The 13,646-nt window shown below is 71.2% G+C and carries 8 protein-coding genes; all 8 read left to right on the top strand.

Translation table 11 applies throughout. The annotated features are described in order from the left end of the window. Positions 1-314 precede the first annotated feature (314 nt). The 8 genes from ACZ434_RS08540 to ACZ434_RS08505 all read left to right on the top strand — a co-directional run bounded on the left by ACZ434_RS08540 (position 315) and on the right by ACZ434_RS08505 (position 13,229). Positions 315-1,496, top strand: coding sequence for an ROK family protein (locus ACZ434_RS08540; RefSeq protein WP_468453223.1), 1,182 nt, complete (start codon positions 315-317; stop codon positions 1,494-1,496). A 530-nt stretch (positions 1,497-2,026) separates the two neighbouring features. After that, positions 2,027-3,544 (top strand): sugar ABC transporter ATP-binding protein, encoded by a 1,518-nt coding sequence (locus ACZ434_RS08535; protein WP_468453221.1) that lies wholly within the window; start codon positions 2,027-2,029, stop codon positions 3,542-3,544. Next, a complete protein-coding gene (locus tag ACZ434_RS08530) occupies positions 3,541-4,560 on the top strand; it encodes an ABC transporter permease (RefSeq protein ID WP_468453219.1) in 1,020 nt (339 codons plus the stop codon). The genes ACZ434_RS08535 and ACZ434_RS08530 overlap by 4 nt, the downstream gene beginning before the upstream one ends. A 17-nt stretch (positions 4,561-4,577) precedes the next feature. After that, complete coding sequence (locus ACZ434_RS08525) at positions 4,578-5,624, top strand: substrate-binding domain-containing protein (protein WP_468453217.1); 1,047 nt, start codon at positions 4,578-4,580, stop codon at positions 5,622-5,624. A 79-nt stretch (positions 5,625-5,703) separates the two neighbouring features. After that, entirely contained in the window at positions 5,704-6,912 is a 1,209-nt protein-coding gene (locus tag ACZ434_RS08520; protein WP_468453216.1) for a Gfo/Idh/MocA family protein, read from the top strand. A 15-nt stretch (positions 6,913-6,927) separates the two neighbouring features. Next, positions 6,928-7,926 carry a sugar phosphate isomerase/epimerase family protein gene (locus tag ACZ434_RS08515; RefSeq protein WP_468453213.1) on the top strand — a complete coding sequence of 333 codons (999 nt, stop codon included), beginning with the start codon at positions 6,928-6,930 and terminating at the stop codon, positions 7,924-7,926. 277 nt (positions 7,927-8,203) lie between these two features. After that, on the top strand, positions 8,204-11,920 hold the full coding sequence (locus tag ACZ434_RS08510) for a ThuA domain-containing protein (protein ID WP_468453211.1): 3,717 nt from the start codon (positions 8,204-8,206) through the stop codon (positions 11,918-11,920). Between the two features lie 151 nt (positions 11,921-12,071). Beyond that, a complete protein-coding gene (locus ACZ434_RS08505) occupies positions 12,072-13,229 on the top strand; it encodes an inositol-3-phosphate synthase (RefSeq protein ID WP_468453209.1) in 1,158 nt (385 codons plus the stop codon). The last annotated feature ends 417 nt before the right edge of the window (positions 13,230-13,646 follow it).

Genomic DNA, 13,646 nt, shown 5'->3' with positions numbered 1-13,646 from the left:
AGCATCGCGGCACTCCGGGGATTCCGGCCCTCGCGATGACAGACACGCTTCCGGCCACCGCGGTTGCGGAACCACCCCTCTTCGCACCCCGGCGGGCCCCGGCACGGCCGACCGCCCACGCCCGGCGCGACGGGCGACCGAGGGGCCGCGGACCCGCCTTTGTCCTGTGAGTGGAAAAAGTAGGGGTCAATTCCTGCGCGACTTCTTCCCACCTTCGGCAGGCGCTGCTACTTTCCCATCCGAAGGAACGCCACACACGTGGCCGGAATCCGGCGCGCACAGGCCGACGAGGCGGGGAGGGGCTCGTGAGACGTATGACAGCGCGACCCGCCAACGCCCACCAGGCCCGGCTGCTCAGGCTGCTGCGCGACGGCGGCCCCAACTCCCGTGCCCAGCTCGGCGACCAGGTCGACCTCTCGCGGTCGAAGCTGGCCGTGGAGGTGGACCGGCTGCTGGAGACCGAACTCGTCGTGGCCGACGGACTCGCCGCCTCGCGCGGCGGCCGGCGCTCCCACAACATCCGGCTCAACCCGCACCTGCGGTTCCTCGGCGTCGACATCGGCGCGACCTCGATCGACGTCGCCGTCACCAACGCCGAACTGGAGATCCTCGGACACATCAACCAGCCCATGGACGTACGCGAGGGGCCGGTCGCGGTCTTCGAGCACGTACTCTCCATGGCCGCCAAGTTGAAGGCCTCGGGGCTGGCGGAGGGGTTCGACGGCGCCGGCATCGGCGTCCCCGGCCCGGTCCGCTTCCCCGAGGGCATCCCGGTGGCCCCGCCGATCATGCCGGGCTGGGACGGCTTCCCCGTGCGGGAGGCGCTCAGCCAGGACCTCGGCTGTCCGGTCATGGTCGACAACGACGTGAACCTGATGGCCATGGGGGAGCAGCACGCCGGGGTCGCCCGCACCGTCGCCGACTTCCTCTGCGTCAAGATCGGTACCGGCATCGGCTGCGGCATCGTCGTCGGCGGTGAGGTCCACCGCGGTACGACGGGCAGCGCGGGCGACATCGGGCACATCCAGGCCGTGCCCGACGGACGCCCGTGCGCCTGCGGCAACCGGGGCTGCCTGGAGGCGCACTTCTCCGGCGCGGCCCTCGCCCGGGACGCCACGGAGGCCGCCCAGCAGCAGCGCTCCGCCGAACTCGCCGGCCGGCTGGAGTCGAACGGCGCGCTCAGCGCCGTGGACGTCGCCGCCGCGGCCGCGGCCGGTGACGCCACCGCCCTCGACCTGATCCGTGAGGGCGGCAACCGCACCGGCCAGGTCATCGCCGGCCTGGTCAGCTTCTTCAACCCCGGCCTGGTGGTGATCGGCGGCGGGGTGACCGGCCTCGGCCACACCCTGCTCGCCGCGATCCGCACCCAGGTCTACCGCGGGTCGCTGCCCCTGGCCACCAACAACCTGCCCATCGTCCTGGGGGAGTTGGGCCCCACCGCCGGAGTCATCGGCGGAGCCCGGCTGATCAGCGACCACCTGTTCTCACCCGCGTAAGCAGCACCACCCGTCGTCACCCTGCTCGACCGCACGGCCTTTCGCCCCACTTGCTCGACCGCACGGAACGAACAGCTCGGCCTTTCGCCCCACTTGCTCGACCGCACGGAACGAACAGCTCGGCCTTTCGCCCCACTTGCTCGACCGCACGGAACGAACAGCTCGGCCTTTTGCCCCACTTGCTCGACCGCACGGAACGAACAGCTCGGCCTTTCGCCCCACTTGCTCGACCGCACGGAACAGCTCAGCCCCTCGCCCCACGCGCTCCACCGCACGGAACAGCTCCGCTTCCCGCACCACTTGCCTCGCCGCAAGAAACAACTCCGCGTCTCCCCGCACCACCTGCACGGTTCAGCTCAGTTCCCGCCCCGCCCGATCGCCCGAAGCAACAGCCCCGCACCCCGTCGCACCCGCGCCACCCCCGAGCAACAACCCCCCGCCACCGCTCTGCTCCGCCCTGCCCGAAAACGCTTGCCCCGCGAGGGGATCGCCCTGACACCGGCCCCGCACGCCCGCCGAGGGGAATCCGCATGGCATCAGAACCACCGCTGCTCAGCATGTCCGGCATCACCAAGTCGTTCCCCGGAGTCCGGGCCCTGGACGGCGTCGACCTCGACGTCCAGGCCGGCGAGGTGCACTGCCTGCTCGGCCAGAACGGTGCCGGCAAGTCCACCCTGATCAAGGTGCTGGCCGGCGCCCACCAGCCCGACTCGGGCACCATCCGCTGGCGCGGCGACGACGTCACGCTCCGCTCGCCGATCGCCGCCATGCGCCTCGGCATCGCCACCATCTACCAGGAACTCGACCTGCTGGAACACCAGTCGGTCGCCGAGAACGTCCACCTCGGCCACGAACCCACGACCGCCGGGTTCGTCGTACGGAGCCGGGCCGCCAGGGCGTCGACCGCCGAACTCCTCGCACGGCTCGGGCACCCGGAGATCGACCCGGCCCGGCTGGTGGGGGACCTGTCGGCGGCGCAGCAGCAGATCGTGTCGATGGCACGGGCCCTCTCCCACGAGGTGCGGCTCATCGTCATGGACGAGCCGTCCGCCGCCCTCGACCCGGACGAGGTCGACAACCTCTTCCGCATCGTCGGCGACCTCACCGCCGACGGGGTCGCCGTCGTCTACATCTCCCACCGCCTGGAGGAGATCCGGCGCATCGGCGACCGGGTCACCGTGCTCAAGGACGGCCGGGCCGTGGCCGGCGGACTGCCCGCCGAGTCGACACCGACCAGTGACGTGGTCGCGCTGATGACGGGACGCAACGTCGAGTACGTCTTCCCGCCGAGGCCCGCCTCCGCACCGGAGGGCGAACCGGTACTGGTCGTCGAAGGGCTCTCCCGCAAGGGGGAGTTCGCGCCGATCGACCTCCAGGTGCGCCCCGGCGAGATCGTCGGACTGGCCGGACTCGTCGGCTCGGGGCGCTCCGAGATCCTGGAGACCGTCTACGGCGCCCGCAAGCCCGACACCGGCCGCGTGCTCGTCGACGGGCGGCCGCTGAAACCGGGCAGTGTGCGGGCGGCCGTACGGGCAGGTCTCGGGCTCGCCCCCGAGGAACGCAAGGCACAGGCGCTGCTCATGCTGGAGTCCGTCACCCGCAACGTGTCGGTCTCCTCCATGTCCCGCTTCGCCCGGCTCGGCTGGATCGACCGCGGCGCCGAACTGGGGGCGGCGCGCGCGGCGGTCCGCGAACTGTCCCTGCGGCCCGACAACCCGAACGTGCCCGTGCGCACCCTGTCCGGCGGCAACCAGCAGAAGGCCGTGCTCGCCCGCTGGCTGCTGCGCGGCTGCCGGGTGCTGCTGCTCGACGAACCCACCCGCGGCGTCGACGTCGGCGCCCGCGCCGAACTGTACGCGGTCGTCCGCCGGCTGGCCGACGAAGGCCTCGCCGTACTGCTGGTCTCCAGCGAGGTGCCCGAGGTCCTCGGCCTCGCCGACCGCGTCCTGGTCCTGCGCGAGGGCGACGTCGTCCACACCGCACCCGCCCGCGAACTCGACGAACACCGTGTACTCGACCTGGTCATGGAAGGAAGCCCGGCGTCATGACGCAGCCCGTCTCCCCGCCGCGGGACAGCACCGGAAAGGTGTCGTCGGCCGCCGAACCACCCGCCTGGCGCGCCGTGTTGTTCCGCGCCGACGTCCGTACGATGTCGCTGCTCGGCGTACTCGCCGTCCTGGTCCTCATCGGCGGCATCACCAAACCGGACCAGTTCCTGGACACCCGCAACCTCCAGCTCGTCCTCACCCAGGCCTCCGTCATCGGCGTCGTCACCGTCGGCATGACCTTCGTCATCATCTCCGGCGGCATCGACCTGTCGGTCGGCGCGATCGTCGCCCTCGCCTCGGTGTGGGCCACCACGGTCGCCACCCAGGAGTACGGCTTCGGCGGCATCCTCTTCACCGCCGTCCTCGTGGGCCTGGGATGTGGGCTGGTCAACGGAGTGCTCATCGCGTACGGCGGGATGGTTCCCTTCATCGCCACCCTCGCCATGCTCGCCTCGGCCCGCGGTCTCGCCCTGCAGATCACCGACGGGCGCACCCAGATCGTCACCGTCGACGGCGTCCTCGACCTCGGCGAGCGCGACTCCTACATCCTCGGTGTGCCGCCGCTGGTGCTCGTGTTCGCCGCGGTCACCGTCATCGGCTGGCTGGTGCTCAACCGGACCACCTTCGGCCGCCGCACCGTCGCCGTCGGCGGGAACGCGGAGGCCGCCCGGCTGGCCGGCATCGACGTGCGCCGCCAGCAGCTCTACCTGTACCTGCTGTCCGGACTGTGCTGCGGCATCGCGGCCTTCCTGCTGATCGTCCTGGCCGGATCCGGCCAGAACACCAACGGAAACCTCTACGAACTCGACGCCATCGCCGCCGCGATCATCGGCGGCACCCTGCTCACCGGGGGCCGCGGCACCATCGTCGGCTCCGTCCTCGGCGTCCTGATCTTCACCACCATCACCAACATCTTCGCCCTGAACAACCTGCAGAGCGACGTCCAGCAGATCGCCAAGGGCGCGATCATCGTCGCCGCCGTGCTGGTCCAGCGCCGTACCGCGAGCACGACCTAGGGAAAGGGTTCACCGCCATGCCAGAGACACCTTTCACCAGCCGCAGAGGACTGCTCTTCGGAGCGGCCGCCGTATCCGCCGGCGTGCTCGTCACCGGCTGTACGAGCAACGAGTCCAGCGACGACGAGCCGGCTGCGAAGGACCAGCCCGCCGCCGACGACAAGCCCGGCAAGCCGGTCACGATCGGCTACGCCGGACCGCTGGCCGACCACGGCTGGCTCAACGCCATCAACGACAACGCCAAGAAGCGCGCGGAGAAGTACTCCGACGTCACCCTGGAGGTCACCGAGGGCTCCAACGACACCGCCCAGCAGATCGGCCAGATCGAGACCCTCATCAACAAGAAGGTCGACGTCCTGGTGATCCTGCCCGCCGACGGCAAGGCCCTCACCCAGGTCGGGCTGAAGGCGATGCGCGCCGGCATCCCCGTCGTCAACCTCGACCGCATCTTCAACACCCCGCAGGCGTACCGCTGCTGGGTCGGCGGCGACAACTACGGCATGGGCCTGAACGCCGGCCACTACATCGGCGAGAAGCTCAAGGACAAGCAGGGCGCCAAGGTCGTCGAACTGGCCGGCCTGGACAACCTGGAGCTGACCAAGCAGCGCACCCAGGGCTTCGACGACGCGCTGAAGAACTACCCCAACATCCAGAAGGTGGCCCGCCAGGCCGCCGAGTTCACCGTCGAGTCCGGCCAGGCCAAGATGGCCCAGCTGCTCCAGGCGCAGTCGCAGATCGACGCGCTGTGGAACCATGACGACGACCAGGGCGTGGGCGCGCTGCGCGCCATCGAACAGGCCGGGCGGGACGAGTTCCTGATGGTGGGCGGCGCGGGAGCGCTCTCCGCGTTCGAGGCCATCAAGGCCGACAACGGTGTCCTGAAGGCCACCGTCCTGTATCCGCCGACCATGGCCGGTTCCGCGATCGACCTCGCCCGCGCCCTCGGCCAGGGCAAGGGGGTGAGCGGCCTCGCGGAGTTCGAGATCCCCTCGTCGGTGACCTGCTACTCGGCCGTCGTCGACAAGGAGAACGTGGACCAGTACATGTCCACCGGCTTCAAGTGAGGAGCCCCGCCCCGCGGGCCTGACCAGCCCACCGGGCGGGGCCCACCCCGCCCGCCACGACGACGAGGAGGACATCCGAATGGCACAGCCGCAAGCGTCCGCAGGGGACCGGAGGGGGAAGCCGCCGCTGCGCATCGGCATGGTCGGTTACGCCTTCATGGGCGCCGCCCACTCCCAGGGCTGGCGCACCGCGGGCCATGTCTTCGACCTGCCGCTCAGGCCCGAACTGGCCGTGATCTGCGGCCGGGACGCCGAGGCCGTGCGCGCCGCGGCCGACCGGCACGGCTGGGCCGGCACCGAGACCGACTGGCACGCCCTGGTCGAGCGGGACGACATCGACCTCGTCGACATCTGCACCCCCGGCGACAGCCACGCCGAGATCGCGCTGGCCGCACTCGCCGCGGGCAAGCACGTACTGTGCGAGAAGCCCCTCGCCAACACCGTCGCCGAGGCCGAGGCGATGGCACGTGCCGCCGAAGAGGCCGGGCGGCGCGGCCAGTTGGCGATGGTCGGCTTCAACTACCGCCGGGTGCCCGCGACCGCGCTGGCCCGGCGGATGGTGGCCGAGGGCCGGATCGGCACCCTGCGGCACGTGCGGGTCGCCTACCTCCAGGACTGGCTGGTGGACCCGCAGTTCCCGCTGACCTGGCGGCTGCGCCGCGAGCAGGCCGGCTCCGGATCGCTCGGCGACCTCGGCGCGCACATCGTCGACCTGGCCCAGTACCTGGCCGGCGAGCAGCTCGCGGGCGTCTCCGCGCTCACCGAGACGTTCGTACGGGAACGGCCGCTGCCGGACGCCCCGAGCAGCGGCCTGGCGGCCGTCTCCGCCTCCGGCACCGGACCGGTCACCGTCGACGACGCGGCCCTGTTCACCGGCCGCTTCACCTCCGGCGCCCTCGCCTCCTTCGAGGCCACCCGGTACGCCACCGGACGCAAGAACGCCCTGCGCATCGAACTCAACGGCGAGCTGGGGTCGCTGGCCTTCGACCTGGAGCGGCTCAACGAGCTGGAGTTCCACGACGGCACCGGGCCCGGCACGCACGGCGGCTTCCGGCGCATCCTGGTCACCGAGCCCGACCACCCCTACCTCGAGGCCTGGTGGCCGCCGGGCCACGGCCTCGGCTACGAGCACACCTTCGTGCACCAGGCCCGCGACCTGGTCCACGCGGTCGCCGAGGGCCGCGGCCCCGAACCCTCCTTCGCCGACGGGCTCCAGGTGCAGCGCGTCCTGGCGGCGGTGGAGGAGAGCGCCGAGAAGAACTCCGTCTACACCCCGATCGCCGCCTGAGAGGACGGACAACGGATGCCGCGCAACTTCACCCTGTTCACCGGCCAGTGGGCGGACCTGCCCCTGGAGGAGGTCTGCCGACTCGCCCGCGACTTCGGCTACGACGGCCTCGAACTCGCCTGCTGGGGCGACCACTTCGAGGTGGACAAGGCACTCGCCGACCCCGCCTACGTCGCCGGGCGTCACCAGCTCCTGGACAAGTACGGCCTGAAGTGCTGGGCGATCTCCAACCACCTGGTCGGGCAGGCGGTCTGCGACGCCATCATCGACGAACGCCACCGGGCGATCCTGCCCGCCCGCGTCTGGGGCGACGGCGAGGCCGAGGGCGTACGGCAGCGGGCCGCCGCCGAGATCAAGGACACCGCGCGCGCCGCGGCCCTCCTCGGCGTCGACACCGTCATCGGCTTCACCGGCTCCGCCATCTGGCACCTGGTCGCCATGTTCCCGCCCGCCCCCGAGTCGATGATCGAGCGCGGCTACGAGGACTTCGCCGAGCGGTGGAACCCGATCCTGGACGTCTTCGACGCCGAGGGCGTGCGCTTCGCGCACGAGGTGCACCCCAGCGAGATCGCCTACGACTACTGGACGACCGTACGCGCCCTGGACGCGGTCGGCCGCCGGCCGGCCTTCGGCCTCAACTTCGACCCCTCCCACTTCGTCTGGCAGGACCTCGACCCGGTCGGCTTCCTCCTGGACTTCCGTGACCGCATCTACCACGTCGACTGCAAGGAGGCCCGCAAGCGCCTCGACGGCCGCAACGGCCGCCTCGGCTCCCACCTGCCCTGGGGCGACCCCCGGCGCGGCTGGGACTTCGTCTCCGCCGGCCACGGCGACGTCCCCTGGGAGGACGTCTTCCGCATGCTGCGCTCCATCGACTACCGGGGGCCGGTCTCCGTCGAGTGGGAGGACGCCGGCATGGACCGCCTCCAGGGCGCCCCCGAGGCCCTGGCCCGCCTCAAGGCGTTCGACTACGAGCCGCCCAGCGCCTCCTTCGACGCCGCGTTCAACAGCTGACCGCACGCCCGGCCGCAGGCCGGGGACGGGGACCCGCGATGTGGCCGGTCCCCGGTCCGGCCTGCCCGCATCCTGCTTTGTCCTGAGTTGGGAAAAAGTTCAACCGGACGCGGTCCAAGGGCTGTTCGCCCCGGAAGAACGCGGTTACCGTCCCTGAAGTGTTCAGGACACCCACGCCTCCGGGGTGACGGCGCACCCCGGCGCTCGCACGCACCGCACGCAGTACATGTCTTCGCACCTGTTCCGTACGGCCCCACCCCGTTCCCGGAGGGACTTCGTGCACAGAAGCAGACTCACATCCACCCACGCCAAGAGGCGTCGTCCCGGGCTTCGCACCGGACTCGCCCTCTTCACCGGCCTGCTGCTGGCCGTGGGCACCCCGGCCACCGTCGCCGGCGCCCACCCAGGACACCCCGAGCACGACGAACCGGCCGCCGCCGAGGGGCAGTTCCAGCAGGTGCCGCTCGCCAAGGGCGAACCCGAGATGGGCGAGCCGATGTCGCTCACCGTGCTCCCGGACCGCAGCGTCCTGCACACCTCCCGCGACGGCACCCTCCGCCTCACCGACCAGGGCGGCGTCACCAAGGTCGCCGGCAGGATCCCCGTCTACAGCCACGACGAGGAGGGCCTCCAGGGCGTCGGCGTCGACCCCGACTTCGAGAACAACCGGGCGATCTACCTCTACTACGCCCCGCCGCTCGACACCCCCGCGGGAGACGCCCCGGAGAACGGCACCGCCGAGGACTTCGCGAAGTTCGACGGCGTCAACCGCCTCTCCCGGTTCGTCCTCAACCCCAACGGCACGCTGGACATGGCCAGCGAGAAGAAGGTCCTGGACGTCGCCGCCACCCGCGGCACCTGCTGCCACGTCGGCGGCGACATCGACTTCGACGCCGAGGGCAACCTCTACCTGTCCACCGGCGACGACACCAACCCCTTCGCCTCCGACGGCTACACCCCCATCGACGAACGGGCCGACCGCAACCCGGCCTTCGACGCCCGCCGCAGCTCCGGCAACACCAACGACCTGCGCGGCAAGATCCTCCGCATCAAGGTCGCCGAGGACGGCTCCTACACGATCCCGGACGGCAACCTCTTCGCCCCCGGCACCGAGAAGACCCGCCCCGAGATCTACGCGATGGGCTTCCGCAACCCGTTCCGGATGAGCGTCGACGACAAGACCGGCATCGTCTACGTCGGCGACTACGGCCCCGACGCCGGCGCCGCCGACCCGAACCGGGGCCCGGCCGGCCAGGTCGAGTTCGCCAAGGTCACCGAGGCCGCCAACTTCGGCTGGCCGTTCTGCACCGGCGACAACGACGCCTACAACGACTACGACTTCGCCACCGGCACCTCCGGCGGGAAGTTCGACTGCGCCGCCCCGAAGAACACCTCCCGGCACAACACCGGCCTCGTCGACCTGCCGCCCGCCCAGCCCGCCTGGATCCCCTACGACGGCGGCAGCGTGCCCGAGTTCGGCAGCGGCTCCGAGTCCCCGATGGCCGGCCCGGTCTACCGCTACGACCCCGACCTCGACTCCTCGGTGAAGTTCCCCGAGGCGTACGACGGCGACTTCTTCGCGGGCGAGTTCGGCCGCCGCTGGATCAAGCGGATCGAGCAGACCGAGGACGGCTCCGTCGCGAAGATCAACGACTTCCCGTGGACCGGCACCCAGATCATGGACATGGAGTTCGGCCCCGACGGCGCGCTCTACGTCCTCGACTACGGCGTCTCCTGGTTCCAGGGCGACGAGAACTCCGCCCTGTACCGGATCGAGAACGCCGAGGACGGCTTCTCCCCGATCGCCGAGGTGAGCGCGAACAAGACCTCCGGCGCGGTCGGCCTGAAGGTCGGGTTCACCGCCTCCGTCAAGGACGCCGACTCCCCGGACCTCACCTACAGCTGGGACTTCGGCGACGGCACCAAGGGCGAGGGACTCACCCCCACCCACAAGTACAAGAAGGCCGGCACCTACACCGCGACCTTCACCGCGAAGGACCCCGAGGGCAACACCGGCAACGCCAGCGTCCGGATCGTGGTCGGCAACACCGAGCCCACGGTGAAGATCACCGTGCCCGGCAACGGCAGCCTGGCCGCCTTCGGCGAGCCCGTCCCCTTCAAGGTGACCGTCACCGACCCCGAGGAGCGGATCGACTGCTCCAAGGTCAAGGTCGTCTACAGCCTCGGCCACGACTCCCACGCCCACGAGCTGACCAGCGAGATGGGCTGTGAGGGCACCCTCAAGCCGCCCGCCGGGGACGGCGGTCACGACCCCAACGCCAACATCTACGGTGTCGTCGGCGCCAGTTACACCGACGGCGGGGCCAACGGCCAGGAGGCCCTGACCGGCACCGCCCGCACCGTGCTCCAGCCGCTGCACCGCCAGGCCGAGCACTTCACCACCCAGCAGGGCGTGGCGCTGATCGACAAGACCGGCGCCAACGGCGGCAAGACCGTCGGCGACATCAACGACGGCGACTGGATCTCCTTCACCCCCTACAAGTTCGACGGCCAGAAGAAGATGACCGTACGGGCCTCCTCCGGCGGCAGCGGCGGCTTCATCGAACTGCGCACCGGCTCGCCCACCGGCAAGCTGCACGGCTCGGCCTACATCCCGCCGACCGGCGGCTGGGAGACGTTCCAGAACGTCGACGTGCCGCTGCGGTCGCTGCCGAAGAAGACCACGGAGATCTTCCTGGTCTTCCGGGGCGGCGACGGCGCCCTGTACGACGTGGACGACTTCGAGTTCTCCAAGGAGCCGTTCAAGGCCGGCAAGAAGGTCCTGGTCTTCTCGAAGACGGCCGGCTTCCGCCACGACTCCATCCCGGAGGGCATCGCCGCCCTGAAGGAGCTCGGCACCCCGGCCGGCATCTCCGTCACCGCGACCGAGGAGGCCGGACAGTTCACCACGGCCAACCTCGCCAAGTACGACGCGGTCGCCTTCCTGTCCACCACCGGTGACGTCCTCAACGCCGAACAGCAGAAGGCGTTCGAGAACTACGTCGCCAACGGCGGCGGCTACCTGGGCATCCACGCCGCCGCCGACACCGAGTACGACTGGGAGTTCTACGGCGGTCTCGTGGGCGCCTACTTCGACTCGCACCCGGCCATCCAGAAGGCCACCGTGCGCGTCCACGACCACGACCACCCCTCCACCGCGCACCTCGGCGACACCTGGGAGCGCACCGACGAGTGGTACAACTACCGCACCAACCCGCGTGAGCAGGCCAAGGTCCTCGCCACCCTCGACGAGACCACGTACGACGGCGGCACGATGAAGGGCGACCACCCGATCGCCTGGTGCCAGAGCTACGGCGGCGGCCGCTCCTTCTACACCGGCGGCGGCCACACCAAGGAGTCCTACGCCGACGAGGCGTTCCGCAGCCACCTGCTCGGCGGCATGCAGTACGCCACCGGCCAGGTCAAGGCGGACTGCAAGCCCGACAAGGGCTACCGGACCATCTTCAACGGCGAGACCCTGGACGGCTGGAAGCAGGCCGGCCCCGGCACGTTCACCGTCAAGGACGGCGTGATGGAGACCGAGGGCGGCATGGGCCTGCTCTGGTACCAGGCCAAGGAGCTCAAGTCGTACTCCCTCAAGCTCGACTGGAAGATGCAGGGCGACGACAACTCCGGAGTCTTCGTGGGCTTCCCCGCCTCCGACGACCCCTGGTCCGCGGTGAACAAGGGCTACGAGATCCAGATCGACGCCACGGACGCGCCCGACCGCACCACGGGCTCCGTCTACTCCTTCAAGTCGGCGAACATCAAGGCCCGTGACCAGGTGCTCCGCCCGCCCGGCCAGTGGAACTCCTACGAGATCAAGGTCCGCGGCGAACGCCTCCAGGTGTTCCTCAACGGAGTCAAGATCAACGACTTCACCAACAAGGACCCCGAGCGGAGCCTGACCGACGGCTACATCGGCCTGCAGAACCACGGCGCCGGCGACCAGGTCTCCTTCCGCAACATCCAGCTGAAGGAACTGCCCTCCTAAGGGCTTACGACAGGCCCTGAGGGCCACCGGAACGGCGGCGGGCGGAGGACGCCGGACCTCCGCCCGCCGTCCCGCCGGGCCCGCACCCGGCACCCCCGCTCGCCCCCCTCCGGCGCTCGCACCCGGTTCGCGTACGACAAGGAGGCTGCCCATGTCCGCCGAACCGTCCCTCCCCACCCCCACCCCGGCCCCCCGCCACGGCGTCTGGTTCATCGGGGCCCGCGGATCCGTCGCCACGACCGCGATCACGGGCTGCGCCGCCGTCGCCGCCGGGCTCCACCCGCCGACCGGCATGGTCACCGAGACCCCCGACTTCGCCGCGTGCGGTCTGCCACCGCTGTCCTCCCTCGTCTTCGGCGGTCACGACACCCTCGACTGCCCGCTGCCCAAGCGCGCCGAGCACCTCGCCGCCGGCGGCGTCCTGCCGCACGGCCTGCCGTCCGCCGTGCACGCCGAACTCGTCGCCGCGGACGCCGAGATCAGGCCCGGCGGCCCCCCGCCCGGCGACACCGGCCGCACCCAGGACCAGTGGATCGACGTGTTCGCCGCCGACATCCGCGACTTCGTGCGCCGCCAGGACCTCGCCGGCGCCGTCGTGATCAACGTGGCCTCCACCGAGCCGGCCCCCACCGACGGCTCCCTGCCGCCCAGCTCCCTCTACGCGGCCGCCGCCCTGCGCGCCGGCTGCCCCTACGTCAACTTCACCCCCTCCACGGGCCTGCACCACCCGGCGCTGGCCCGGCTCGCCGCGTCCTCGGGCCTGCCGTACGCGGGCCGCGACGGCAAGACGGGCCAGACCCTCCTGCGCTCGGTACTCGGGCCGATGTTCCTCCAGCGCGCCCTCGCCGTACGCGCCTGGTCCGGCACCAACCTGCTGGGCGGCGGCGACGGCGCCGCCCTCGCCGACCCCGCGGCCGCCGCCGCCAAGAACGCCGGCAAGGAACGCGTCCTCACCGACACGCTCGGGACCGTGCCCGAGGGCGAGGTCCACATCGACGACGTACCGGCCCTCGGCGACTGGAAGACGGCCTGGGACCACATCGCCTTCGACGGCTTCCTCGGCGCCCGCATGATCCTCCAGACCACCTGGCAGGGCTGCGACTCCGCCCTCGCCGCCCCCCTCGTCCTCGACCTGGCCCGCCTCACCGCCCGCGCCCACCAGAAGGGCCTCAGCGGCCCGCTGACCGACCTGGGCTTCTACTTCAAGGACCCGCTAGGCGACGGCCCCTCCGCCCTGGCCGAGCAGTACACCCACCTACGCCACTTCGCCCAACACCTCCGACCCACCACCACCGAGGCCCACCGATGACCCGCAAGCCCGCACAGGAATCCCCGGTGCAGGGCACCCCCCCAGGAGCGCGGAGAACTGCGCGCCCAACCCCCACGCCCCCGCACACGCCCACGCCTGCACGGGACGAGCCCGCACAGCACGAGCCCGTGCAGGGCACCCCCCCAGGGGCGCGGGGAACTGCGCGCCCAGCCCCCACGCACCCGCACACGCCGACAACGGGACACGGGCAGAGCCCGCCTGCCCGGGACGAGCCCGCACAGCACGAGCCCGTGCAGGGCAACCCCCCAGGGGCGCGGGGAACTGCGCGACCAACCCCCACGCACCCGCACACGCCCACGCCTGCCCGGGACGAGCCCGCACAGCACGAGCCCGTGCAGGGCAACCCCCCAGGGGCGCGGGGAACTGCGCGACCAACCCCCACGCACCCGCACAACG

The organism is Streptomyces sp. NPDC030893, assembly GCF_055571535.1.
Note: the sequence above shows the minus strand (reverse complement) of the source record. Positions and strands in the feature narration are given on the sequence as shown.

What these genes read in the sequence shown, in the direction of transcription:
- ACZ434_RS08540 (WP_468453223.1), top strand. Translation starts at nt 315, where the DNA reads ATGACAGCGCGACCCGCCAACGCCCACCAGGCCCGGCTGCTCAGGCTG.
- ACZ434_RS08535 (WP_468453221.1), top strand. Translation starts at nt 2,027, where the DNA reads ATGGCATCAGAACCACCGCTGCTCAGCATGTCCGGCATCACCAAGTCG.
- ACZ434_RS08530 (WP_468453219.1), top strand. Translation starts at nt 3,541, where the DNA reads ATGACGCAGCCCGTCTCCCCGCCGCGGGACAGCACCGGAAAGGTGTCG.
- ACZ434_RS08525 (WP_468453217.1), top strand. Translation starts at nt 4,578, where the DNA reads ATGCCAGAGACACCTTTCACCAGCCGCAGAGGACTGCTCTTCGGAGCG.
- ACZ434_RS08520 (WP_468453216.1), top strand. Translation starts at nt 5,704, where the DNA reads ATGGCACAGCCGCAAGCGTCCGCAGGGGACCGGAGGGGGAAGCCGCCG.
- ACZ434_RS08515 (WP_468453213.1), top strand. Translation starts at nt 6,928, where the DNA reads ATGCCGCGCAACTTCACCCTGTTCACCGGCCAGTGGGCGGACCTGCCC.
- ACZ434_RS08505 (WP_468453209.1), top strand. Translation starts at nt 12,072, where the DNA reads ATGTCCGCCGAACCGTCCCTCCCCACCCCCACCCCGGCCCCCCGCCAC.